This window comes from Streptomyces sp. NPDC014733 (genome assembly GCF_043083385.1).
Lineage (GTDB): Bacteria > Actinomycetota > Actinomycetes > Streptomycetales > Streptomycetaceae > Streptomyces.
The window spans coordinates 733,491-757,452 of sequence record NZ_JBIBYO010000002.1 but is presented as its reverse complement, the minus strand read 5'-3'; the positions used below and the strand labels follow the sequence as shown (position 1 = coordinate 757,452).

The window sequence follows — 23,962 nt, the reverse complement described above, 5'->3', positions numbered from 1 at the left end:
CCAGAAAGACCCCAGATCAACTGGGGTCTTTCGTCGGTGTCCGAGGGGGGACTTGAACCCCCACGCCCGATAAAGGGCACTAGCACCTCAAGCTAGCGCGTCTGCCATTCCGCCACCCGGACCAGGTGGTCTTCGCGGGGTGTTCCCCGCGGCGACATGGACAACAATACCAAGGTTTCGGAGCGCCTTTCACCTGCGTATCCGCTGGACAGATCGGTGCGTAGCGAGGGATAGGGAACAAAGCGTGCGCAGGTGAGTGGTCGTCCCGTGCGGATCAGTCGCCCCAGGCGCCCCGGATGGCCCGGAAGTCCGGCCGTCACCCCTGACCGCGGGGTTTCCGTGTGCGCGGGGTGCGCATGACCAATCCTTGGCTCGATCACCACCCTTCTCCCCCTGGACAGCGGGCGGGCGATGCGGGATAACGGGTTCATACAGTATTCGTCGACTGTATGCAATCCACATCCGACCACGTCAGGGCCCGTCTGCGGGCGGTCCCATGAAGGGAAGCGATGCCCCATGCCCGAGGAAGCGCAGCACCTCATATCCGGCGGGCACCTGGTTGCGAAGGCGCTCAAGGCGGAGGGAGTGGACGTCGTCTACACCCTCTGCGGCGGGCACATCATCGACATCTACGACGGCTGCGTCGACGAGGGCATCGACGTCATCGACGTACGGCATGAGCAGGTCGCCGCGCACGCCGCCGACGGGTACGCACGGATCACCGGGAAGCCGGGGTGTGCGGTGGTCACCGCGGGGCCCGGGACGACGGATGCGGTCACCGGGGTCGCCAACGCCTTCCGGGCGGAGTCGCCGATGCTGCTCATCGGCGGGCAGGGGGCGAGCACCCAGCACAAGATGGGCTCGCTCCAGGACCTGCCGCACGTCGACATGATGGCGCCGATCACCAAGTTCGCCGCGACCGTGCCGGACACCGCGCGCGCCGCCGACATGGTCTCGATGGCGTTCCGCGAGTGCTACCACGGTGCGCCCGGGCCGTCGTTCCTGGAGATCCCGCGGGACGTGCTCGACGCCAAGGTGCCCCGGGAGCAGGCGCGGGTGCCGCAGCCCGGGCGGTACCGGGCCTCGACGCGGTCGCCGGGCGACCCGGACGATGTGCAGAAGCTGGCCGATCTGCTGGTACGGGCCGAGCGGCCGGCGATCCTGCTGGGCAGTCAGGTCTGGACGACGCGCGCCACCGATGCGGCCACCTCGCTGGTGCGGACGCTGAACATCCCGGCGTACATGAACGGCGCCGGACGCGGAACGCTGCCGCCCGGGGATCCGCACCACTTCCAGCTCTCGCGGCGGCACGCCTTCTCCCGGGCCGATGTGATCGTCATCGTCGGCACCCCGTTCGACTTCCGGATGGGGTACGGCAAGCGGCTGTCGCCGGACGCGACCGTCGTGCAGATCGATCTGGACTACCGCACCGTCGGCAAGAACCGCGATGTGGATCTGGGGATCGTGGGCGATGCGGGGCTGGTGCTCAGCGCCGTGGCCGAGGCCGCGTCCGGGCAGCCGGCGGGCGGCTCCGTACAGCGCAAGGAGTGGCTGGAGGAGCTGCGGGGCGTGGAGCGGGCGGCGCTGGAGAAGCGGTTGCCGCAGCTGCGCTCGGACGCGCACCCGATCCACCCGTACCGGCTGGTCAGCGAGATCAACGACTTTCTGACCGAGGACTCGGTCTACATCGGGGACGGCGGCGACATCGTCACCTTCTCCGGGCAGGTGGTGCAGCCGAAGGCGCCGGGGCACTGGATGGACCCGGGGCCACTGGGGACGCTCGGGGTCGGGGTGCCGTTCGTGATGGCGGCGAAGCAGGCGCGGCCGGAGAAGGAGGTCGTGGCGCTCTTCGGGGACGGCGCGTTCTCGCTGACCGGGTGGGACTTCGAGACGCTGGTCCGCTTCGACCTGCCGTTCGTCGGGATCGTCGGCAACAACTCCTCGATGAACCAGATCCGTTACGGGCAGCGCGCCAAGTACGGCGACGCGCGCGAGCGGGTCGGCAACACCCTCGGGGACGTCCCGTACGACCAGTTCGCGCGGATGCTCGGCGGTTACGGCGAGGAGGTGCGCGATCCGGCGCAGATCCGGCCGGCGCTGGAGCGGGCGCGGGAGAGCGGCAAGCCGTCGCTGATCAATGTGTGGGTGGACCCGGACGCGTACGCCCCCGGAACGATGAACCAGACGATGTACAAGTGAGGTGAACCCGTCGTGACCAAGGCACTTGAGGGCGTTCGCGTCCTCGACATGACGCATGTGCAGTCCGGGCCCTCCGCCACGCAGTTGCTGGCCTGGCTCGGTGCGGACGTGGTCAAGCTGGAGGCGACCGGTGGGGACATCACGCGGCGGCAGCTGCGCGATGTGCCGGACGCCGACTCCCTCTACTTCACGATGCTCAACTGCAACAAGCGGAGCATCACCCTCAACACCAAGAGCCCGCGCGGCAAGGAAATCCTCACGGAACTGATCGCCCGCAGCGACGTCCTGGTGGAGAACTTCGGCCCCGGCGCCGTCGACCGGATGGGATTCCCCTGGGAGCGCATCCAGGAGATCAACCCGCGGCTGGTCTACGCCTCCATCAAGGGCTTCGGCGACGGCCCGTACACCGCGTTCAAGGCGTACGAGGTGGTGGCCCAGGCAATGGGCGGGGCGATGGCGACGACCGGGTTCGAGGACGGCCCGCCGCTGGCGACCGGTGCACAGATCGGCGACTCGGGGACCGGTGTGCACTGCGTCGCCGGCATCCTCGCCGCGCTCTACCAGCGTGAACGCACCGGCCGGGGGCAGCGGGTGAACGTCGCGATGCAGCATGCGGTGCTGAACCTGTGCCGGGTCAAGCTCCGCGACCAGCAGCGGCTGGCGCACGGCGCGCTCGCCGAGTACCCGAACGACAGCTTCGGCGAGGAGGTGCCGCGCAGCGGCAACGCCAGCGGCGGCGGGCAGCCCGGCTGGGCGGTGCGGTGCGCGCCCGGCGGCCCGAACGACTACGTGTACGTGATCGTGCAGCCGGTCGGCTGGCGGCCGCTGACCGAGCTGATCGGGCGGCCGGAGCTGGCGGACGATCCGGAGTGGGCGACGCCGGAGGCGCGGCTGCCGAAGCTGGCGAAGATGTTCCAGCTGATCGAGGAGTGGAGCGCCACGCTGCCCAAATGGGAGGTGCTGGAGCGGCTCAACGCCCACAACATCCCGTGCGGTCCGGTGCTGTCGACCAAGGAGCTGATCGAGGACGCCTCGCTGGTCGCCGACGGGATGGTGGTGACCGTCGACCATCCCGAGCGCGGCGCGTTCACCACCGTCGGCTCGCCGCTGAAGCTGTCCGACTCCCCCGTCGAGATCGACCGTTCGCCGCTGCTGGGCGAGCACAACCAGGAGGTGTACGGCGGCGAGTTGGGGCTCGCCGACGAGGAACTGCGACTGCTCAAGGCGAACGGAGTGATCTGATGGCGGAGCACGGAGAACACCGGCCGCTCGACGGCCGGGCGGAGCTGGTACGGGCGGTGCTGGCGGCGGCGCGGGCCGAGGGGCGTACGGCGCTGACCGCGCCCGAGGGCCGGCGGGTGGCCGAGGCGTACGGCATCGCGACGCCGGCCGAGGGGCTGGCGGAGACCGTGGACGACGCGGTGGCGCTGGCCGACCGGATCGGCTTCCCGGTGGCGTTGAAGATCGTCTCGCCGGACATCGTGCACAAGACGGAGGCGGGCGGGGTGCGGACCGCGCTGGCGTCCGCCGCCGAGGTGCGCGCCGCCTACTGCGACATCGTCCGCGGCGCGCGGGCGCACTCCCCCGGGGCGCGGATCGACGGGGTGCTCGTCCAGGAGATGGTCTCCGGCGGCCAGGAGGTGATCGTCGGGGCGGTGACGGACCCGACGTTCGGGAAGGTGGTGGCGTTCGGGCTCGGCGGGGTGCTGGTGGAGGCGCTGGGCGACGTCACCTTCCGGTTGGCGCCCGCGGGCGAGGCGGACGCCGCGTCGATGCTGGATTCGATCCGGGCGGCCGAGGTGCTGCGCGGGGTGCGGGGCGCGCCGCCGGTGGACCGCGCGGCGCTGACCGAACTGATCGTGCGGACCTCCGAACTGGCCGCGGACTTCCCGGAGATCGCGGAGATCGACCTCAACCCGGTGTTCGCGTCGGCGGACGGGGTGCGCGCCGCGGATGTACGGATCCTGCTGGCGCAGGGCGCGCCGGCGCCGCGGCGGCGGCGTTCGCGGGAGGAGATCCTGACCGCGATGCGGCGGCTGATGCGGCCGCGGTCGGTCGCGGTGATCGGGGCGTCGGCGGAGTCCGGCAAGATCGGGAACTCGGTGATGCGCAACCTCGTCGACGGCGGTTTCCCCGGCGAGATCCATCCGGTGAACCCGAAGTCCGACGACATCCTGGGCCGTAAGGCGTACCGCTCGGTGGCGGAGGTGCCCGGTGAGGTCGATGTGGCGGTGTTCGCCATTCCGGCGCCGCTGGTGCCCGCGGCGCTGGAGGAGGCCGGCCGCAAGGGCATCCCGAACGCCGTGCTGATCCCGTCCGGCTTCGCCGAGACCGGTGAACACGCCCTCCAGGAGCGGCTGGTGGAGATCGGCGAGGAGTACGGCATCCGGCTGCTGGGGCCGAACATCTACGGCTACTACTCGACCTGGCAGGACCTCTGCGCCACCTTCTGCACGCCGTACGACGTGCGCGGCGGGACGGCGCTGACCTCGCAGTCCGGCGGGATCGGCATGGCGATCCTGGGGTTCGCGCGGGCCACCGGTACGGGCGTCTCGGCGATCGTCGGGCTCGGCAACAAGGCGGACGTCGACGAGGACGATCTGCTCACCTACTTCGCCGAGGACGAGCGCACCGACTGTGTGGCGATGCATCTGGAGGACCTGAAGGACGGCCGGGCGTTCGTGGCGGCGGCGCGGGCGACGGTGCCGCACAAGCCGGTGGTGGTGCTGAAGGCGGGCCGGACCGGCGCGGGCGCACGGGCCGCCGGTTCCCACACCGGGGCGCTGGCCGGGGACGACGCGGTCTACGACGACATCCTGCGGCAGGCGGGCGTGATCCGGGCGCCGGGGCTCGCGGAGATGCTGGACTACGCGCGAGCGCTGCCGGTGCTGCCCGCGCCCGCCGGGGACAACGTCGTGGTGATCACCGGTGCGGGCGGTTCGGGGGTGCTGCTGTCGGACGCGATCGTCGACAACGGGCTGCGGCTGATGGACATCCCCGCCGATCTCGACGCGGCGTTCCGGCGGTTCATCCCGCCGTTCGGGGCGGCCGGGAACCCGGTGGACATCACGGGCGGGGAGCCGCCGTCGACGTACGAGGCGACGATCCGGCTGGGCCTTGAGGACCCCCGCATCCATGCGCTGGTGCTCGGCTACTGGCACACCCTCGTCACCCCGCCGATGGTCTTCGCGGAGCTGACGGCGCGGCTGGTCGCGGAGTTCCGGGAGCGCGGGATCGAGAAGCCGGTGGTGGCGTCGCTGGCCGGGGACACCGAGGTCGAGGAGGCGTGCGCGTACCTCTTCGAGCGGGACGTCGTGGCGTATCCGTACACGACGGAGAAGCCGGTGGCGGTGCTCGGGGCGAAGTACCGCTGGGCGCGGGCCGCGGGGAAGCTGCCGTGAGAGCGGGCACGGGAACGTGCGGAGTGCGGACAGGGGGGAACTGACGGCATCCATGCGAGGGGCAGGCGACGGACGATGAGCACGGAGACGGAACGGGACGAGGGCAAGAACGAGGACGACAGGAACGGGGACGGCGGGAACTGCGGCGGGGCGGCCCGGCGGGCCGGGTACCGCAACGTCACGGACGGCAAGGGGCGGGTCTACCGGATCGGCGAGAGCGACCGGGATCTGCTGGGGCATTCGCGGAAGCTGATGGTGTATCTGCCGTGGATCGCGATGATGGCGATCAGCGTGTCGGAGTACGCGTACGGCTCCGCCGAGGACACGCTCTCGCGGGCGCACGGCTGGTCGCAGAGCGACACCTTCTGGATTCTGAGCGTCTGGGTGTTCTTCCAGGCCGGTATCGCCTTCCCGGCCGGGTGGTTACGGGAGCGGGGGGTGCTCACCGCGCGGCGGGCGATGTACCTCGGTTCGGTGCTGTGCCTGGTGGGCTTCGTGGCGCTGGCGCATCTGGAGAGCGTGGCGGCGGCGCTCGTCGGCTTCGGTGTGGTCGGCGGTCTCGGTTCGGGGCTGATCTACGCGACCTGCATCAACATGGTCGGCAAGTGGTTCCCGGAGCGACGGGGCGCGAAGACCGGCTTCGTCAACGGCGGCTTCGCGTACGGCGCACTGCCGTTCATCTTCCTCTTCAACTACGCCTTCGACACCTCCGACTACGACGAGGTGCTGGATTCCATCGGGGTGTACGTGCTGGTCGTGGTGGCGGTCTGCGCGTGGTTCTTCCGGGACCCGCCGCCGAATTGGTGGCCGGCGCACATCCCGCCGCCGACCGGGACGCCGGCGGGCGCGGCGCCGGCGGGCGACCGGCGGAGTACGGCGAGCCTGGCGAAGAACCCGCCCGCGGTACGGCAGTTCACCCCGGTGGAGGCGCTGCGCAGCGGGATGCTGCCGCTGATGTGGCTGTTGGTCGTGCTGACGGCCGGGGTGTCGATCTTCGGGATCTCGTTCCAGGTGGACTACGCGCGGGAGGTCGGCTTCGGCCCGCTGGTGGCGGCCTCGTCGATGGGCGTGATGTCCGTCGTCAACGGCGTCGGGCGGGCCGTCGTGGGATGGCTGTCGGACCTGTGGGGCCGCCGGACCACGCTGGTCGTCGTCATCGTCGTGCTGGGGCTGGCGCAGTTCGGGGTGATCTGGGCGGGGAACGTCCACAGCCAGTGGCTGTTCCTCGTCTTCGCGTTCCTCTCCGGCTTCGGCGGCGGCGCGTTCTACCCGTTGTTCGCGGCGCTGACCCCGGACTACTTCGGGGAGAACTACAACGCCACCAACTACGGGCTGGTCTACAGCGGCAAGCTGATCAGCGGGCTGTTCGGCGGCGGGCTCGGCTCGATGGTGGTGGGCGCCTGGGGGTACGACGGCGCCTATGCGCTGGCCGGCGGGGTCTCGCTGCTGGCGGCCGGGTGCGCGCTGCTGCTGCGGCAGCCGGGCCGGGAGCGGTCGCGGCCGGCGGCGGCCGGGGAGCGGGCGGTCAACCGTGAGCTGATCTGAGACACCCGGCGGGAGCGGGCGGGGCGGGCGGTGCCGGGGAGGCGCCGCCCGCTCCGGTCATCCGCCGGTGGGGGTGCCCGGCGCCTCGTGGGTGCCCTCGGCGATGGCGCGGTGGTGGCGGACCACCTCGCTGATGATGAAGTTGAGGAACTTCTCGGCGAACGCCGGGTCGAGCCGGGCGTCCGCGGCGAGCGTGCGCAGCCGCTCGATCTGGGCGGCCTCGCGGGCCGGGTCGGCGGGCGGCAGGCTGTGCCGGGCCTTCAACTCGCCGACCTGCTGGGTGCACTTGAACCGCTCGGCGAGCAGATGCACCAGCGCCGCGTCGAGGTTGTCGATGCTGCTGCGCAGGTAGAGCAGCCGCTCCCGGGCCGCCCGGTCGGAGACGGCCGCCGCCTCGCCGGCCTCGGGTGCGCTCTCCTCGCTCATACGTGTCTCGCCATTCGTCATCGGTGGTGCGTGATGGGGTGCAGATTACCGGTCCGCCGCGGCGCCGGTCAGGGGCGTCTCGGGGAGCGGAACGGGCGAGGCGGCCGGGGCGCGCCGGCGCTCAGGGGCGCCGTTCGTCCGGTCCGTCCCCGCGGGCCCGCTCGTGGTAGGTCCGGCGGGTGTGCTCGGTGTGGGCGCGCATCACGGCGGTGGCGCGGGCCTCGTCGCGGTCGGCGATGGCGGCGATCAGCTCGCGGTGCTCGATCCAGGACTGCGCGCCGCGCTGCCGGGCCACCGGGGTGTAGTACCAGCGCACCCGGCGGCCGACCTGTGCGGCCAGCTCGGCGAGGACGGCGTTGCCGGCCAGCTCCATCACCTTGGCGTGGAACGCGGCGTTGGCCGCCACCGCGCCGTCCACGTCGTCCTCGCGCACCGCGCGCTCACCGGTGACGCACAGCTCCTCCAGGGCGGCGATGCCCGGCGACCCGGTGTGCGCGGCGGCCAGCCGGGCGGCCTCGGCCTCCAGCAGCGTACGGACCGTCAGCAGCTGGTCGGCCTCCTCCTCGGTCGGCTCGTGGACGAACGCGCCCTGGGCGGGCCGCAGATCGACCCAGCCGTCGGTGTTCAGTCTCTGGAGCGCCTCGCGGACCGGCTGCCGGGAGACGCCGAGGTGCCCGGCGAGTTCGCTCTCCACCAGGTGGGCGCCGGGGCGCAGGGCGCGGGTGGTGATGAGTTCGAGCAGGGCCTCGTAGACCCGCTCGCGCAACGGGCCGGGCCGTTCGAGCTTCGGGACGGCTCCGTGCGGCAGTCCGCTGGACAGCATCGGGTCCCCCTTGGTGTGGTGGCCGGGGCGCGGCCCTCGGGGGCGGAACCGGACGGCCCGCCCATTGGCTATCGTCTACAGTTTACCGAGTACGTTGTACGGTTGTCCCCGTTCCGCCGCGCCCTCAACCGGCGACGGCACACCGGGGCGCCGTACGGCGGGTGGAGGCAGACATGGGACGGGTCACCGAACGGCGCCGCGTCATCCGCGTGCGGGACGGCTCCGTGGGGGCCCGGCCGGACACCCTGGTCGTCGAGGAACCGCTGGAGATCCGGCTCAACGGCAAGCCGCTGGCGATCACCATGCGCACCCCGGGCGACGACTTCGCGCTCGCGGCCGGTTTCCTCGTCAGTGAGGGCGTGTTGGCCTCCGCCGCGGAGCTGGCGAACATCGTCTACTGCGCCGGCGCCACCGACGACGGCGCCAACACCTACAACGTCGTCGACGTCCGCCTCGCGCCCGGCGTTCCGGTGCCGGACATCAGCCTGGAGCGGAACGTCTACACCTCGTCGTCGTGCGGGCTGTGCGGCAAGGCGAGCCTGGAGGCGGTGCGCACCACCGCGCGCTGGGCGCCGGACTCCGGCCCCGCGGTCCGTCTCACCCCGGAGCTGCTGAGCACCTTCCCCGACCGGCTGCGCGCCGCCCAGCGGGTCTTCGACCGCACGGGCGGGCTGCACGCGGCGGCGCTGTTCGCCCCGGACGGTGAACTGCTCGACGTACGCGAGGACGTCGGACGCCACAACGCCGTCGACAAGGTCGTCGGACGCGCGCTCCAGGACGACCGGCTGCCGCTGTCGTCCTGTGTGCTGATGGTCTCCGGCCGGGCCTCCTTCGAGCTGGCGCAGAAGGCCGTGATGGCCGGGATCCCGGCGCTCGCCGCCGTCTCCGCACCGTCCTCGCTCGCCGTGGACCTCGCCGCCGAGACGGGCCTGACGCTGGTCGGCTTCCTGCGCGGCAGCTCGATGAACGTCTACGCGGGCGCGCACCGCCTCGGTCTGGACGAGGCGGACACCGGGAGCTGAGCCGGGCGCCGGTCAGCCGCCCGCGGCCGGGCCGCCGGTGCCGTCGGAGGGCTGCACGATCCGGGTGAGCAGCGCGACCAGCTGTGCCCGCTCGGCGGGGGTCAGCGCCGCGGTCAGCTCGTCGTTGGCGCGGTCGCCGAGCCGCTGCGTACGGCGCAGGACGCGCCGCCCCGCCGCGGAGAGCTCGACGGCGTTCTTCCGGCGGTCCTCGGGGTCGGGCGTCCGCGTGACCAGCCCTTCCCGTTGCAGGTCGTTGACGACGGTGACCATGTCCTTCGGGTCGATGCCGACCCTGCGGCCCAGCTCCGCCTGGGAGATCGGACCGCTCTCGGCGACCGCGGAGAGCACCGCGTGGTGCATCATCCGCATGCCCTCGGTGGCGAGCGCCTCGGCGACCAGCCGGTGCCCACGGGCCGCGGCCCGCCCCAGCAACCAGCTCGGCAGCACACGGATACGGCGGGGGGCGTAGGGGGCGTCGGCCATGGGTCCACCGTAGCGCCGGTCCATGGGAATCCCCAACGAAAATCCGTTGGCCTCCCCCATGAATACGGCTACCGTTGGGGGCCCCAACGAATTCTTGGAGGTGTGAGCCCGTGCGCCGCATCCGTCACGACATCCACGGCGGCCCCGAGGTCCTGCGCGTCGAGGAGGCCGAACCGCCGGTGCCCGGCCCCGGCGAGCTGCTGGTGCGCACGGAGGCGATCGGCGTCACGCTGCCGACGGTGCGCCGGGTGCGCGGCGGCGCCCCGCTGCCCGGGCTCCCCGGTGACGAGGTCGCCGGGGAGGTCGTCGCGCTCGGCCCGGACGTCACCGGCTTCGCCGTCGGTGACCGGATCGCCTCCTTCGGCCTCCCGGGCGCCTACGCCGAACTCGCCCGCACCCCGGCCGCGTTCGCCTCCCGCCTTCCCGACGGGGTGAGCGCCGCGCAGGCCGTCGCACTGATCCGGGGCGGGCATGTGGCGCTGGCCGCGCTCGACACCGCGGCACCCCGGGGCGACGAGTCGGTGCTGATCACCGCGGCGGCGGGCGCCACCGGCCATCTCGCCGTCCAACTCGCCAAGGCACGGGGCGTACCGCGGGTGGTGGCCGCCGTCGGCACCCCGGAGAAAGCGGAGTTCGTCCGGGCACTCGGCGCCGACGAGGCCGTCGTCCACGGCCAGGAGTCCTGGGGCGCGCCGGTCGATGTCGTACTGGACGGCGCCGGCGGCGACCTGCTGCCGCGCGCGCTCGGCGCGCTGGCACCGGGCGGGCGGCTGATCCATTTCAGCTCCGGCGGCGGCACGCTCGCCGCGTACGACCTGCTGGCCGGGGCGAAGACCGTCACCGGGCTGACGATGCGCCACTTCGCCGCCACCCGGCCGGAGCGGTACGCGCACCACCGCGCACAGCTGTGGGAGTGGGCGTCGTCCGGGCGGCTGCGGGCCGTGATCCACGCCGAGCTGCCGCTCTCCGGCGCCGCGACGGCCCACCGCCTCATGGAGGCGCGGGCGAACCTCGGGAAGATCGTGCTGCGGCCGGACGCCGGTACGGCGCGGTAGCCGCCGGGGCGCGGCGCCGCCGGCATCCCGGCCTCCGGCCCCGGAGGGCCGCGGGCCGGACGGGTGAATCCGGCGGGGCCACGGGCGAACGGCCGCACCCTTCTTGTCGGGGTGTAGTGACGGCAGTACGTTCCGTCACACACGACATGGGACGTGGGATGTCCTGTGGATGACGCCGATGCCTCGAAGGGCAGGCCGGACCATGACGTCACTTCTCCGTGCACCCTCCCGCCCCCACCCGAGACCCCGGCGGCACCGCGCCGTCGCCGCCCTCACCGCCCTCGCCGCCCTGGCGCTCGCCCTGCTCCCCGCCGCCCCCGCGGGCGCCGCGGGGAGCGGCGCCGCACCGCCCGGCGGATTCGACCAACGGGTCCTGTTCAGCGCGGCCCAGGACCCGGGCTACGCCTGCTTCCGCATCCCGGCGGTCGTCCGCTCCGTCCGGGGCACCCTGCTCGCCTTCGCCGAGGGCCGGGCGCACGACTGCGGCGACGCCGGGGACATCGACCTCGTCCTCAAACGCTCCACCGACGGCGGCCGCACCTGGGGCCCGCTCCAGATCGTCAACGAGGGCGGCGGCGACACCCACGGCAATCCGGCGCCGGTCGTGGACCGCCGCACCGGCCGCATCGTCCTCGCCGAGACGTACAACAAGGGCCGGACCGACGGCCTCAGTTGCGCCACGCCCTGCAACCGCACCCCGCACCTCCAGTACAGCGACGACGACGGCGCCACCTGGTCGGCGCCGCGCGATCTGACCCGCGCGCTGCGCCCCGCCGGGTGGAACTCCTGGTACGCGACGGGGCCGGTGCACGGCATCCAGCTCACCCGGGGGCACCACGCCGGGCGGCTCGTCCTGTCGGTCAACGCCGAGAGCTACGCAGGCGGCCGGGTCACCGCCAACCACGCCGCGCTGGTCCACAGCGACGACGGCGGCGCCACCTGGCGCATCGGCGCCGTCGACACCTGGCCGGTCGCCCCCGACGGCACGTTCCGCCAGAAGCCCTCCGAGATGACGCTGCTGGAGCGCGCCGACGGGTCGGTCTACGTCAACGCCCGCGAGCAGGACGGCACCGACCTCGGCAACCGCACCGCGGCGGTCAGCCGCGACGGCGGCGCGTCCTTCACCCACCCGTTCCGCACCCTGCCCGGCTTCCTCGCACCGATGGTGCAGGCATCGGTGCTGCGGCTGCCCACCGCCGGGGGCGGCAGCCGCACCCTCCTCGCCGCCCCCGCCGACCCGGACCGCCGCCGCACCATGACGCTCCACTCCTCGTACGACGAGGGCCGCACCTGGGAGGCGGCCGACCGGGGCGCCCGCGTCACCGGCGACTGGTCCGGCTACTCCGACCTGGTCCCCGTCTCCCCCGGCGTGACCGGACTCTTCTACGAGGCGGGCGCCGCCGACGCCCGGGACGAGATGCGGTTCGCCCGCTTCACCGACGCCTGGCTCGGACCGCGCCGCGGCCCCGGCCCCACCACCCCGGACGGCGCACCCGGCGCCCGCCCGGCCACCGTCCTCGGCGGTGCCCGCACCACCTCCGGCGTCCTGGGCCGGGCACTGGCCTTCGACGGCACCGACGACGCCGTCGACGTCCCGTTCCGCACCTCGCTCCCGCTGGGCGACGCACCGTTCACCTGCGCCCTGTGGTTCCGCTACGACGCGACCGGCGGGGAGCAGCCGATGCTGTGGCTGGGCGGCTCCGGCAGCAGATCCCCGCAGGTCACCCTGGTCGGGGACCCGGCGCACGGCCGGATCACGGCGACGGTGACCACCGTGGCGGGCGCCGCGCCGCCGGTCACCACGGTGCTGTCGACGGCGGGCGCGTACCACGACGGCCGCTGGCATCTGCTGGCGCTGCGCCGCGGCGGCGGCCGGTTACGGCTGACGGTGGACGCCGCCGCGGCCACGGCAGCGCCGGACACCCCGGGGTCGGTCAGCCGCGGCACGGCCTTCGGCGTCCGCCTCGGCGCACGCCTCGACGGCCGCGCCCACTTCACCGGCGCCCTCGACGAGGTCGGCGTCTACCGCCGGGCGCTGTCCGACGCCGATCTGACCGCGCTGCGCACCCCGGGCCGCCCGCCGGCCGGGCCCGTCGTGCTCCGCCTCGGCCTGGACCGGGTGACGGGGCCCTGACGGGAGCGGCCCCGTGCGGCAGGGGCCGTCACCGGGACTCCCCGGCGCCCACCGGCTCGCCGTCACGGGCCGGCGCCGGGGCGTCCGCCGGGCCGGCCTCCCCGGGGGCGCCCTCCCCGGTTGCGTCTTCCCCGGAGACCTCCGCCTCCGCCCGCGCCGCGAACCGCTTCGCCAGCACCGCACAGACCATCAGCTGCATCTGGTGGAAGAGCATCAGCGGCAGCACCGCGAGACCGGCCTGGGCGCCGAAGAGGACGCTGGCCATGGGCAACCCGGCGGCCAGGCTCTTCTTCGACCCGGCGAAGGTGATCGCGATCCGGTCGGCCCGCCCGAAGCCCAGCTTCCGGGAGCCGTACGACGTCAGGGTCAGCATCACCGCGAGCAGCAGCCCGAGGACGCCCAGCAGGATCAGCAGGCGCAGCGGGGAGACCTGGTGCCAGATCCCGGCGGTCACCCCGGCGCTGAAGGCGCTGTAGACGACCAGCAGTATCGAGCCGCGGTCCACCAGGCCGAGAACCTTCTTGTGCCGGGTGAGGAAACCACCGATCCAGCGGCGCAGCACCTGACCGGCCAGGAACGGCAGCAGCAACTGGCAGACGATCGAGACCAGCGCCCCGCCCGAGACGCCGGGCCCTTCACCGTCCAGGAGGAGCGCGGCGAGCAGGGGGGTGACGACGATGCCGATGAGGGAGGAGAACGATCCGGCGCAGATCGCCGCCGCGACGTTGCCGCGCGCGATGGAGGTGAACGCGATGGACGACTGGATGGTCGACGGCACCAGGCACAGGAACAGCACGCCGGTGTACAGCCCGCCCGGCAGGACGTACGGCACCAGGCCGCGGGCGGCCAGGCCGAGCAGCGGGAAGAGCACGAATGTGCAGGCCAGGACGGTCAGATGGAGTCGCCAGTGGCGGAGTCCGGCCATCGCCTCGGCGGTCGAGAGGCGGGCGCCGTAGAGGAGGAAGAGGAAGGAGACGGCCCCGGTGGCGGCGCCGTCCGCGACGGTGGCGGCGGAGCCGGTTGCCGGGAGGAGCGCGGCCAGTCCGACGGTGGCGAGGAGCGCCAGGATGTATCCGTCCACGGGGAGCCAGGAGGGGAGGGCGAGGGCAGGGCGGCGCATGATCTCACTTCGGTCGGGGGCGGTACGGACGGCGGCATGGACGGTGCCCTCTCCAGAGTGCCGGTCCCCACGGATATCAGGAACCCCGTTCGCCACACTCACTGTGATGTCGGAACGTGATTACCATGGCCGCATACCGGCCCGTTCCGGCCACGCCGCTCCCCCTGGGCGCGGTCCCGCGGTGGCCGGACCACCGCCCACCCGAGGTGTCCCGTGTTCGATCCCGCGCAGTTGCGTACGTTCCTGACCGTCGCGCAGACCCTGAGCTTCACCCAGGCCGCGCACCGGATGGGGCTGCGGCAGTCCACCGTCAGCCAGCACGTACGGAAGCTGGAGGAGGCGGCCGGGCGGCGGCTGTTCGCACGCGACACGCACGGGGTGGAGCTGACCGAGGACGGCGAGGCGATGCTCGGCTTCGCCCGCACGATCCTGGAGGCGAACGAGCGCGCCGCCGGGTTCTTCACCGGGACGCGGCTGCGCGGACGGCTGCGGTTCGGCGCGTCCGAGGACTTCGTCCTGACCCGGCTGCCGGAGATCCTGGAGGGGTTCCGGCACGCCCACCCCGAGGTCGATCTGGAGCTGACCGTCGAACTGTCAGGAACCCTCCACGAACTTCTCGCCGCCGGGCGGCTCGACCTCGTCCTCGCCAAGCGGCGCCCCGAGGGGCCCGCGGGGCAGCTGGTGTGGCGGGACCGGCTGGTGTGGGTGGGCAGCGACCGGCTGCGGCTCGATCCGCACCGCCCGGTGCCGCTGGTGGCCTTCCCGCCGCCCGCGGTGACCCGCGCCCGGGCGCTGGAGTGCCTGGAGGAGCACGGGCGGGCCTGGCGCATCGCGTGCACCAGCGGGAGCCTCAACGGGCTGGTCGCCGCCGCCCGCGCCGGGCTCGGGGTGATGGCGCACACCCTCGGCATGATCCCGCCGGGCCTGGTGCGGATGGCGCCGCGCGCCGGGCTGCCGGAGCTGGGCGGGGTGGACTTCGTCCTGCTGCACGGGCGGCGCGCCTCCGCCGCCCGCGGGCCCGCGGAGGCGCTGGCCGGCGCGATCCTGGCCGGGGGCGACCGGCTCCAGCTGCCGTGACCGCCGGTGGGCCGGGCGCCGGATTTCCGCCGCGGACGGCCTGCGGATTCACCCTTCCGGTGCAGAGATTCGGTGCAGATACGGTCCCCAGGCGGTGATCGTTCCGCCGATGGGTGACCGGTACATGTCCACTCTTCCGGGGAGTGGTCCGTTTCCTCCGGATGGTCTGCGGGCGCCCGGCGCCGTCCGGAACCCGGCAAGGCCCTCCCACCGGGCGCGACCGTGGGGTACGGTCGCGGCCGTGTGAGGAGTACCACAAGGAGCTGGGTCAGTGCGCGAGTTCACCGTGGAGCCGTTGGCTACCGGGCCCCGGGTCGGTGGGCTGGCGGACACCGTTTTCGACCACGCCGCCCGTGACCCGGACCGGGCCGCGCTCGCCCGTAAGGACGACGACGGGCGCTGGATCGACGTCAGCGCCGCGCAGTTCCGGGACGAGGTCATGGCGCTGGCCAAGGGCCTGCTCGCCCAGGGCGTCCGCTTCGGCGACCGGGTCGGGATCATGTCGCGCACCCGCTACGAGTGGACCGTCTTCGACTTCGCCGTCTGGGCGATCGGCGGCCAGTCCGTACCGCTGTACCCGACCTCCTCCGCCGAGCAGGTCTTCTGGATGCTGCACAACGCGGGCGTGACGGCGTGTCTGGTGGAGCACGAGGACCATGCGATGACCGTCGGTTCGGTCATCGGCCGGCTGCCGCGGCTGCGCCGGCTGTGGCAGCTCGACGCGGACCCGGTCGCCGAACTGACCGCGGCGGGCGCACATCTCGACGACGACGTGGTGCACCGCCACCGGATGGCGGTCACCCCGGACGCCATCGCCACCGTCATCTACACCTCGGGCACCACCGGCCGCCCCAAGGGCTGCGTCCTGACCCACGCCAACTTCATGGCCGAGGCGGACAACGTCCTCGAACGGTACGACACCGCGTTCCACTCCCGCCCCGGCGACGAGGCGTCCACCCTGCTCTTCCTGCCGCTGTCGCACGTCTTCGGCCGGATGGTCGAGGTCGCCGCGCTCCGCGGCAAGGTGAAGCTGGCCCACCAGCCGGAGCTGAGCGCCCGCGCCCTCCTGCCCGACCTGCGCAGCTTCCGGCCGACCTTCGTCCTCGCGGTGCCCTACGTCTTCGAGAAGGTCTTCGCGGCGGCACGGCGGCAGGCGGAGGCCGAGGGGAAGGGAGGGCCGTTCGACAAGGCCGTCGATGTCGCGGTCCGCCACGCCGAGGCCATGGAGCACAAGGCGTTCGGCACCGGCTCCGGCCCCGGCGCCGCCCTGCGGATGCAGCACCAGTTCTTCGACAAGGTGGTCTACAGCAAGGTCCGTGAGGCGCTGGGCGGCCGGGTGCGGCACGCGATGTCCGGCGGCTCCCGGATGGAGCGCCGTCTGGGCCTGTTCTTCGCCGGGGCGGGGGTGCGGATCTTCGAGGGGTACGGCCTGACGGAGTCCACCGCCGCCGCGACCGCCAACCCGCCCGAGCGCACCCGGTTCGGCACGGTCGGCACGCCCATCCCCGGTACCACCGTCCATGTCGCGGACGACGGCGAGATCTGGCTGCGCGGCGGGCAGATCTTCCAGGGATACCTGGGCGACCCGCAGGGCTCCGGCGCCGTGCTGCACAACGGCTGGTTCGCCACCGGTGACCTCGGCGCCTTCGACGAGGACGGCTACCTGACGATCACCGGCCGCAAGAAGGAGGTGCTCGTCACCTCCGGCGGCAAGACGGTCTCGCCGGTGGTCCTGGAGGACCGGGTCCGGGCACACCCCCTGGTCGCGCAGTGCCTCGTGGTCGGCAACGACCGGCCGTTCGTCGCCGCGCTGGTGACGCTGGATCCGGAGGCCGTCACCCACTGGCTGACGATGCGTGGCAAACCGGACATGCGCCCCATGGAGCTGGTGCGCGACCCGGATCTGGAGTCGGAGATCCGGCGGGCCGTGGTCGCCGCCAACACGCTGGTGTCGAAGGCCGAGTCGATCCGTACGTTCCGGATACTGGCCCATCAGTTCAGCGAGGAGCAGGGGCTGCTGACGCCGTCGCTGAAGCTGAAGCGGAAGGCGATCGAGACGGCGTACGCGACCGAGGTGGAGGCGCTGTACCGGAGCTGAGCCGGATCACTACGCCACCCGGGTGGACCAGGGCGCTTTCTCCTTCCGCGCGGGAATGCGGAACGGCGGGTGGGCGTTGTCGTCCGTGGACATGCACGACGACGTAAGGATCGATTCCCCGTGAGCCAGGTCCCGACCATCACGCTCAACAACGGCGTCACGATGCCGCAGCTCGGATTCGGCGTCTGGCAGGTGCCGGACGACGAGGCGGCCGCCACCGTCGGCCACGCCCTGGAGGCCGGCTACCGCAGCATCGACACCGCAGCGATCTACGGCAACGAAGAGGGCACCGGCCGGGCGCTCGCCGCCTCCGGCATCCCCCGCGGCGACCTCTTCGTCACCACCAAGCTCTGGAACGCCGAGCAGGGCTACGACGCCACGCTGCGCGCCTTCGACGCCTCCCTCGACAAGCTCGGCCTGGAGTACGTCGACCTCTATCTGATCCACTGGCCGCTGCCGGCCAAGGACACCTACGTCGACACGTACCGCGCCTTCGAGAAGATCTACGCGGAGGGCCGCGCCCGCGCCATCGGCGTCTCCAACTTCCTCCCCGCCCACCTGGAGCGGCTGATCGGCGAGACGTCGGTCGTCCCGGCGGTCAACCAGATCGAGCTGCACCCGTACTTCCCGCAGGCCGAGTCCCGGGCGGCGCACGCCCGGCACCACATCGCGACGGAGGCGTGGTCGCCGCTGGGTCAGGGCAAGGACCTGCTGGCGGAGCCGGTGCTCGGCGAGATCGCGGCCAAGCACGGGGTGACGCCCGCCCAGGTGGTGCTGCGCTGGCACCTCCAGCTCGGCAACGTCGTCATCCCGAAGTCGGTGACGCCGGAGCGGATCGCCGCCAACATCGACGTCTTCGGCTTCACGCTGGACGACGCCGACCTCAAGGCCGTCGCCGGTCTCGACAACGGCACCCGGCTCGGCCCGGACCCGGCGACGTTCGACGTCGTCTGAGCCCGGCAGCACGGCGCGCCGCCGCCCCCGTCCGGTCGGGGCGGCGGCGCGCCGCGCTGCGGGCGGGGCTACGGCCGCGGGTTCGGCGGTTTGCGGTGATGGCCGCTGCCGGGTTCCTCCGCCGGGGCGGGGCGCGGCGGCGCGGGAGGTTCGATCTGGCGCACCAGTTGATGGAACGAGAGCAGGGCCGTGATCGGCGGCAGCCCGGCGACGCTGATGGCGGAGAGCGTCAGCGGGGCGTGCGCGACGCACAGCACGACGGCGAGCGCGGAGAAGAGGATCACCACGCACCACGAGTGCGCGACCCGGCGGCCGTTGGCGGAGGCGCGCAGGATGGCGAGGGAGGCCACCATCCAGGGGCCGTAGATCAGCAGCGGCCACAGGTCGGCGAGGCCGCCGGAAGCCCCCTGGGAAGCGAGGGCGCGCAGCGGCGCGTAGCAGACCATGGCGCCCAGCACGCTGATCATCACGGCGGTGAGGGCGGCGACGACGGCGCTGATCCGCCGCGCCCAGCGGCGCAGCCGGACGGCGCCGGCGCGGTGCGCCCCGGGCCGGTGCTGCCGGGTGCGGGCATGGCTGACGGCGGGTCCGGTGGGTGGTGGCGCCGGATATCCGTCCCCCGCGTGCGGGTCCTGGGGCGCCGGACCGTCGGTCTCCCACACCGGGACGTTCGCCCAGGCGACCGCGTCGAACCCGTAGGGGTCCGGCTGCGGTGCGAACAGCGGGATGTCCACCCGGGGGTCGGTGTCCCGGACCGCACGGGTGAAGGTGCCCTGGCTCGGCACGAATTCGTCGGTCTGCTGCGCCGGGATGTAGGTCTGGGTCTCGTGCACGTCATGTCTTTCGGGAGAAGGACCCGGCCGGGACGCGCGTGCCCCGCGGGCCCGCCCGCGGCGCAGCCGCCGGGGCGGGCCCGCAGGGGCGGGGCCGGGTCGGGTGATGGACGTGGTCGCAGGGGGACGTTCACGCGCGGCGCACGGGGCCGGGCCGCCCGGGGGCCGTGGTGCCGGGCACCGGGGGACGCCCGGGGGCCGTGGGGCGGCGCATGCGTATGCGCCGGGCGCGGACCGGCGTACGGCGGGCGGACGGTGGCCCCGCGCAGGCGGCGCGGCGGCCGGCGGGACGGCGGCCGGGCGGGCCGCCGGGTCCTTCGGCTCGGCGCGCGGCGGGGCCACCCGGCCGCGCGCGGTCACGGGCGCGTGCTGACGTCACGCCCGGTCCAACGAACAAACCGGCCAGTCGTACATGCTGCATTCGAGTGATGCGGAAGCACCCGTATTCGCGAACGGGTTCGGCCGTTCGGCCCAGTCTTCCGTGTCGCGCGTGGACCGTCCGGCCGAACGCCCGGCGGGAGCGGGCGCCGGGCGGTTCAGCGGCGGCAGCGGCGGCGGCGCCTGCGGCAACAGCCCCAGCGTGCGCCGGAGCCGAGCAGGCCCAGGCCGATGCCGAGCATCCAGGTGTCCTTGGCGAGCGGGATGCCGTTCTGGGTGGGGCGCAGGCTGCCGGGCTCGCGCATCCCGGGGGTGCGGAGGTAGAGACCGACGAGCCCGGCGGAGAACCCGGTGAGCGCGGCGCCGGCGAGGCGGCTCGGTACGACCGGGGCCAGCAGGGCGCTGCCGACGGCCACCTCCGACCAGGCCAGCAGCCGGACGAAGGCGCGTGGTTCGAGCTTCTCCAGGAACGGGTACGCGGTGCAGGCCATGCCGTGGATTCCGGCGGCGGTCTCGTCGTCGGCCTTCAGTTTGCCCAGACCGGAGTTGAGGATGAACGCGCCGGTGGCGAGGCGCGGGGCGACGTCACGTGGTTCGGGCGCCAGATGCATCGGAGCCTCCCTGGATCGGGTCCTCGGCCCCCCGAATGAGCTTAACCAGGGGGTACCGGGGCTGCCATGTCACCGGCGCCGGACCGCGTCCCCCAGGCCGGGCGGGGCGTTCCGGGCCGGCGGCTACCGGGCGCGGGCCGCGTGCACGGTCTGGGCGGCGAGCAGGAAGACGTCGGGGCGGCGGGCGAGCCCGGCCGGGTCGTCCGGGTCGAGGAGGCGGGTGACGGTGGCCAGGTCGTCGGGGGCCAGCTCGTCGCCGAACGCCTCGACGGCGCGGGTCAGCCCGGCGGCGACGTACGCGCGGCCGGCGGCGGACAGCGGGGCGGGCAGGTCGACGAGGAAGGTGCGGCTGTGCGGGGTGTCCAGGCCCGCGTCGGCGAGGAAGGCGGGCCAGTCCTCGACGGTGTCCGCGGCGCCGGGCAGCGCGGCCCGCATCCGCGCGAACCACTCCTCGGTCACCGCGTCCAGCCGCGCCTGGAGACCGGGGCGGCCCAGCCCGATGTCGCGGGGCAGGAATCGCTGCGGCAGCCCGCCCTCGGAGAGGGCCAGCACACCGCCGGGGCGCAGATGGCGGGCGAGCGTGGCGACGGCGCGCCGCTGGTCACCGACGTGGTGCAGGGTCCGGCTGGACCAGATGAGATCGGCGTCGCCGACCGGCCCGGTGGGGTGACCGCCGCCGTCCGGGGCCGCGGCGCCGTCCAGTCCGTCGGGGAGTTCGGCGCGGTGGGTGGTGACGCGGTCGGCGAGGCCGAGGGCGGCGGCGCGGGCGCGGGCGCGGTCCAGCAGCGCGGGGGTGGGGTCGACGGCGACGACCTCCGCCTCGGGGAAGGCGCGGGCCAGCAGGCAGGTGGCGACGCCCGGGCCGCTGCCGACGTCCAGGATGCGGCGTACGGGGGCGGCGGGCCGGCCGGTCTGCGGGGTGAGGAGGGTGCCCAGCCAGGCGGCGGCCTGTTCGAAGACGGCGGAGTGCAGTTCGGCACCGCTCTCCAGGAGCGGGCCCATCACCTCCCAGTCCATGTCGGCGTCGCCGTGGTGGTGTCCGGGGGCGTGCGCGCCATGGCCGTGCGCCGGGGTGTGCGGGCGGGCGTCGTCGTGAGTCATGGGGTGAGCCTGGACCGCTCCCCGTCCGGGGGCAAGCTTCGTTGCCGGTCCGGCAAGGCGGCCGGTGATCCGCAGGAGACGCCCTGGTGACGGCGGGTCGGGGCGGGCGCCGTAAGGTCGGGCGGGTGGGTACTCCGGTGTGGATGCCGCCGACGGACACCGAGCGGCGGCTGTGTGAGGCGACGGCGCGTGGCGACGTGATGGGTCAGGTCGCGGCCCTGGCGGGCGAGGATCTCTATCTGGTGGCGCCGCAGCCGGGTCAGGACCCGCTGCCGGTCTACGACGACCCGGTGGTCGGCGGGACGTGTCTGCCGGTGCTGACGCGGGGGATGCTGCCGCCGTGGCAGCCGCAGCAGTTCTTCGACCGGGTCTCGGTCGAAGAACTGGCGCAGGACTGGCCGAACGACAAGTGGCAGCTGGCGGTCAACCCGGGGACGCCGTCGGCCGCGTACCTCATGGCGACGCCCGCGCACCGGGCGTCCTGGCTCCAGGCGCGCGCCCACTTCGGCGTCCGCCCGGGCGGGCTGCTGACCACGCTCGCGACCGGGCCGCTGCACGGGCCACCGGCGCAGGGGCTGGCCTGCGGGGCGCCGCTGGCGGTGCACCACAGCGTGCCGTGGAACGAACTGGGCACCGTCTTCCTCGACCATGCCTCGGACGCGCAGACGCTGCGTGAGCAGTGGTCGGTGACGGATCCGGTCTCCTTTCAGGAGCGGCTGGAGCAGTTGCTCGGCGGCGGTTTCCTGCCCGCGGAGACCGAGGCGGCGCTCCGCGCCCGCCGGAACGGCGACGCCGCGGAACAGGAAGCGGCCGAGGTGCCGGAGCTGGTGACGCGGTACGAGGAGCGGTTCCGTACGGACGGGTTGCTGCCGGCGGACGGGCGCGTGGGGTCGGTGCTGGCGCTGGATCTCGCCCATGCGGTGAACCTCGTCCGCCGGGGTCTGGGGGCGCGGCTGTGCGCCCCGCCGCAGGCCGAGCAGGCGGTGCAGCGGGCCGGTGCGCTGGCCCGGGAGGCGTACGACTCCTGGGAGGCGTACGCGGCCGGGTACGCGCTGGGCCGGATGCTCGCCTTCGACAACGGCTGGTTCGGCGCCCCGTACGCGGAGGCGCTGCATGTGCACCGGGTGCTCACCCAGGATCCGGCGTCGCCGTGGCGGGGGTTGGCCTTCGCCTGACGGCGGGTGCGTCGGCGGCCCGGGGCGCGGCGGATGCGCCAGGGTGGGCACATGGATGTCGCGGTGTGTCTGTTCACGTCCGATCTGCGGGTGCACGACCAGCCGGTGCTGCGGGCCGCGGTGCGGGCCGCGACCCAGGTGGTGCCGCTGTTCGTCGTGGACTCGGGGGTGGCCGCCGCCGGTTTCGTGACGGCGAACCGTGCCGCGTTCCTGGCGGCGGCGCTGGCCGATCTGGACGCCCGACTGCGGTCCCGGGGCGGTCGGCTGATCCTCCGTACGGGGGAAGTCGTCGCGGAGACCTGCCGGGTGGCGGCGGAGTGCGGCGCCGGGGAGGTGCATCTCGCGGCGGGGGTGTCCGGGTACGCGGCGCGCCGGGAGCGGCGGTTGGCGGCTCGGCTGGCCGCCGAGGGGCGGCAGTTGGTGGTGCACGACGCGGTGATCACGGCGGTGCCGCCGGGGGCGGTGGTCCCGTCGGGCGGGTCGCGGGCGGGGACGGGAGCCGGTGCGGGGCCCGGATCGAGGCCGGGCCCGGGCACGCGGACGGGCCCCGGCAAGGACCATTTCGCCGTGTTCACGCCGTACTTCCGGCGGTGGCGGGCCGAGGGGACGCGTGCGGTGGTGGCCGCGCCGCGCACCGTCGCGGTGCCGGAGGGGGTGCGCTCGGCGGCGCTGCCCACCGGGGCGGAGCTGTGTCCCGGCGGCCGTCCGTCCCCGGCGCTGCCCGAGGGCGGCGAGACGGCCGGGCGGCGGCGCTTCGCGTCCTGGCGGCGCACCGGGCTGGCCGCCTACGAGGACCGGCACGACGATCTGCCGGGCGACGCCACCTCGCGCCTCTCCCCCTATCTGCACTTCGGCTGCGTCTCCCCGGTGGAGCTGGTCCGTACGGCGGCGGACCGGGACGACGCGGGGGCGCGCGCCTTCGTCCGGCAGCTGGCCTGGCGGGACTTCCACCACCAGGTGCTGGCGGCGCGTCCGGCGGCGGCGTGGCAGGAGTACCGCCCCCGCGGCGACCGCCGGCGGGGCGACGGCGCGGAGGCGGCGGCGTGGCGGGCGGGGCGGACCGGCTATCCGGTGGTCGACGCGGCGCTGCGGCAGTTGCGGCACGAGGGGTGGATGCACAACCGCGCCCGGCTGCTGGCCGCGAGCTTCCTGGCGAAGACGCTGTACGTGGACTGGCGGATCGGCGCCCGGCACTTCCTCGATCTGCTGGTGGACGGCGATCTCGCCGACAACCAGCTGAACTGGCAGTGGGCCGCGGGCACCGGCACCGACACCCGCCCCAACCGGGTCCTCAACCCGGTCGTCCAGGGTCGCCGCTTCGATCCGGAGGGCGTGTACGTGCGGCGCTGGGTCCCGGAGTTGGCGGGCCTGCCGGGCGCCGCCGTCCACCGCCCGTGGCTGCTGGACGACCGGGAGCGGGCCGCGGTGGACTACCCGGCGCCGGTGGTGGAACCGGACGAGGGGGCGGCCCGGTTCCGGCGGGCCCGGGGGCTGGCGTAGGAGCGGCGGACAGGGGGCTCGCGGCAG

The 23,962-nt window shown here is 73.8% G+C and carries 19 protein-coding genes and 1 tRNA gene; 12 read left to right on the top strand and 8 right to left on the bottom strand.

The genetic code is table 11. The annotated features are described in order from the left end of the window. Nucleotides 1–37 precede the first annotated feature (37 nt). Nucleotides 38–122 (bottom strand) — tRNA-Leu (locus ACF1BH_RS07810). Nucleotides 123–516: 394 nt separating this feature from the next. On the opposite strand from ACF1BH_RS07810, the gene ACF1BH_RS07805 reads away from it, so the two are divergent. From ACF1BH_RS07805 to ACF1BH_RS07790, 4 genes are all read left to right on the top strand, one after another. Next, on the top strand, nucleotides 517–2,199 hold the full coding sequence (locus ACF1BH_RS07805) for a thiamine pyrophosphate-binding protein (protein ID WP_391641523.1): 1,683 nt from the start codon (nucleotides 517–519) through the stop codon (nucleotides 2,197–2,199). Between the two features lie 12 nt (nucleotides 2,200–2,211). Next, the gene (gene frc, locus ACF1BH_RS07800) at nucleotides 2,212–3,441 is read left to right on the top strand and encodes a formyl-CoA transferase (RefSeq protein ID WP_391641522.1); all 1,230 of its coding nucleotides are present in this window, start codon (nucleotides 2,212–2,214) and stop codon (nucleotides 3,439–3,441) included. Then, a complete protein-coding gene (locus tag ACF1BH_RS07795) occupies nucleotides 3,441–5,600 on the top strand; it encodes an acetate--CoA ligase family protein (protein WP_391641521.1) in 2,160 nt (719 codons plus the stop codon). The genes frc and ACF1BH_RS07795 overlap by 1 nt, the downstream gene beginning before the upstream one ends. A gap of 75 nt (nucleotides 5,601–5,675) precedes the next feature. After that, nucleotides 5,676–7,145: an OFA family MFS transporter gene (locus ACF1BH_RS07790; RefSeq protein ID WP_391641520.1), complete on the top strand. Its 1,470-nt coding sequence runs from the start codon at nucleotides 5,676–5,678 to the stop codon at nucleotides 7,143–7,145. 57 nt (nucleotides 7,146–7,202) lie between these two features. Here ACF1BH_RS07790 and ACF1BH_RS07785 read toward each other — a convergent pair whose 3' ends face one another. Both ACF1BH_RS07785 and ACF1BH_RS07780 read right to left on the bottom strand, forming a co-directional pair. Beyond that, nucleotides 7,203–7,571: a chorismate mutase gene (locus tag ACF1BH_RS07785; protein WP_391641621.1), complete on the bottom strand. Its 369-nt coding sequence runs from the start codon at nucleotides 7,569–7,571 to the stop codon at nucleotides 7,203–7,205. A 121-nt stretch (nucleotides 7,572–7,692) separates the two neighbouring features. Then, complete coding sequence (locus ACF1BH_RS07780; protein WP_391641519.1) at nucleotides 7,693–8,394, bottom strand: GntR family transcriptional regulator; 702 nt, start codon at nucleotides 8,392–8,394, stop codon at nucleotides 7,693–7,695. Between the two features lie 173 nt (nucleotides 8,395–8,567). On the opposite strand from ACF1BH_RS07780, the gene fdhD reads away from it, so the two are divergent. Continuing rightward, the gene (fdhD, locus tag ACF1BH_RS07775; protein ID WP_391641518.1) at nucleotides 8,568–9,416 is read left to right on the top strand and encodes a formate dehydrogenase accessory sulfurtransferase FdhD; all 849 of its coding nucleotides are present in this window, start codon (nucleotides 8,568–8,570) and stop codon (nucleotides 9,414–9,416) included. Between the two features lie 12 nt (nucleotides 9,417–9,428). On the opposite strand, the gene ACF1BH_RS07770 is transcribed toward fdhD, so the two are convergent. Further along, nucleotides 9,429–9,899 (bottom strand): MarR family winged helix-turn-helix transcriptional regulator, encoded by a 471-nt coding sequence (locus tag ACF1BH_RS07770; RefSeq protein WP_391641517.1) that lies wholly within the window; start codon nucleotides 9,897–9,899, stop codon nucleotides 9,429–9,431. Nucleotides 9,900–10,009: 110 nt separating this feature from the next. Here ACF1BH_RS07770 and ACF1BH_RS07765 point away from each other — a divergent pair, with 110 nt between their 5' ends. Together ACF1BH_RS07765 and ACF1BH_RS07760 are read left to right on the top strand one after the other, a co-directional pair. Further along, entirely contained in the window at nucleotides 10,010–10,954 is a 945-nt protein-coding gene (locus ACF1BH_RS07765; RefSeq protein ID WP_391641516.1) for a zinc-binding alcohol dehydrogenase family protein, read from the top strand. 202 nt (nucleotides 10,955–11,156) lie between these two features. Continuing rightward, a complete protein-coding gene (locus tag ACF1BH_RS07760; RefSeq protein ID WP_391641515.1) occupies nucleotides 11,157–13,088 on the top strand; it encodes an exo-alpha-sialidase in 1,932 nt (643 codons plus the stop codon). A gap of 28 nt (nucleotides 13,089–13,116) precedes the next feature. On the opposite strand, the gene ACF1BH_RS07755 is transcribed toward ACF1BH_RS07760, so the two are convergent. Next, nucleotides 13,117–14,208 carry a bile acid:sodium symporter family protein gene (locus tag ACF1BH_RS07755; protein WP_391641514.1) on the bottom strand — a complete coding sequence of 364 codons (1,092 nt, stop codon included), beginning with the start codon at nucleotides 14,206–14,208 and terminating at the stop codon, nucleotides 13,117–13,119. 213 nt (nucleotides 14,209–14,421) lie between these two features. On the opposite strand from ACF1BH_RS07755, the gene ACF1BH_RS07750 reads away from it, so the two are divergent. From ACF1BH_RS07750 to ACF1BH_RS07740, 3 genes are all read left to right on the top strand, one after another. Further along, nucleotides 14,422–15,285 (top strand): LysR substrate-binding domain-containing protein, encoded by an 864-nt coding sequence (locus ACF1BH_RS07750; RefSeq protein ID WP_391641513.1) that lies wholly within the window; start codon nucleotides 14,422–14,424, stop codon nucleotides 15,283–15,285. Between the two features lie 271 nt (nucleotides 15,286–15,556). Then, nucleotides 15,557–17,383, top strand: a complete 1,827-nt coding sequence (locus tag ACF1BH_RS07745) for an AMP-dependent synthetase/ligase (RefSeq protein WP_391641512.1) — start codon at nucleotides 15,557–15,559, stop codon at nucleotides 17,381–17,383. Nucleotides 17,384–17,503: 120 nt separating this feature from the next. Further along, nucleotides 17,504–18,337, top strand: coding sequence for an aldo/keto reductase (locus ACF1BH_RS07740; RefSeq protein ID WP_391641511.1), 834 nt, complete (start codon nucleotides 17,504–17,506; stop codon nucleotides 18,335–18,337). Between the two features lie 68 nt (nucleotides 18,338–18,405). Here ACF1BH_RS07740 and ACF1BH_RS07735 read toward each other — a convergent pair whose 3' ends face one another. From ACF1BH_RS07735 to ACF1BH_RS07725, 3 genes are all read right to left on the bottom strand, one after another. Further along, a complete protein-coding gene (locus ACF1BH_RS07735) occupies nucleotides 18,406–19,170 on the bottom strand; it encodes a DUF2637 domain-containing protein (protein ID WP_391641510.1) in 765 nt (254 codons plus the stop codon). A 536-nt stretch (nucleotides 19,171–19,706) separates the two neighbouring features. Next, nucleotides 19,707–20,159, bottom strand: coding sequence for a hypothetical protein (locus ACF1BH_RS07730; protein WP_391641509.1), 453 nt, complete (start codon nucleotides 20,157–20,159; stop codon nucleotides 19,707–19,709). Nucleotides 20,160–20,282: 123 nt separating this feature from the next. Beyond that, nucleotides 20,283–21,260 (bottom strand): class I SAM-dependent methyltransferase, encoded by a 978-nt coding sequence (locus tag ACF1BH_RS07725; protein ID WP_391641508.1) that lies wholly within the window; start codon nucleotides 21,258–21,260, stop codon nucleotides 20,283–20,285. A gap of 125 nt (nucleotides 21,261–21,385) precedes the next feature. Here ACF1BH_RS07725 and ACF1BH_RS07720 point away from each other — a divergent pair, with 125 nt between their 5' ends. Together ACF1BH_RS07720 and ACF1BH_RS07715 are read left to right on the top strand one after the other, a co-directional pair. Next, a complete protein-coding gene (locus ACF1BH_RS07720; RefSeq protein WP_391641507.1) occupies nucleotides 21,386–22,435 on the top strand; it encodes a DUF1266 domain-containing protein in 1,050 nt (349 codons plus the stop codon). Between the two features lie 51 nt (nucleotides 22,436–22,486). Beyond that, nucleotides 22,487–23,935 carry a cryptochrome/photolyase family protein gene (locus tag ACF1BH_RS07715; RefSeq protein ID WP_391641506.1) on the top strand — a complete coding sequence of 483 codons (1,449 nt, stop codon included), beginning with the start codon at nucleotides 22,487–22,489 and terminating at the stop codon, nucleotides 23,933–23,935. The last annotated feature ends 27 nt before the right edge of the window (nucleotides 23,936–23,962 follow it).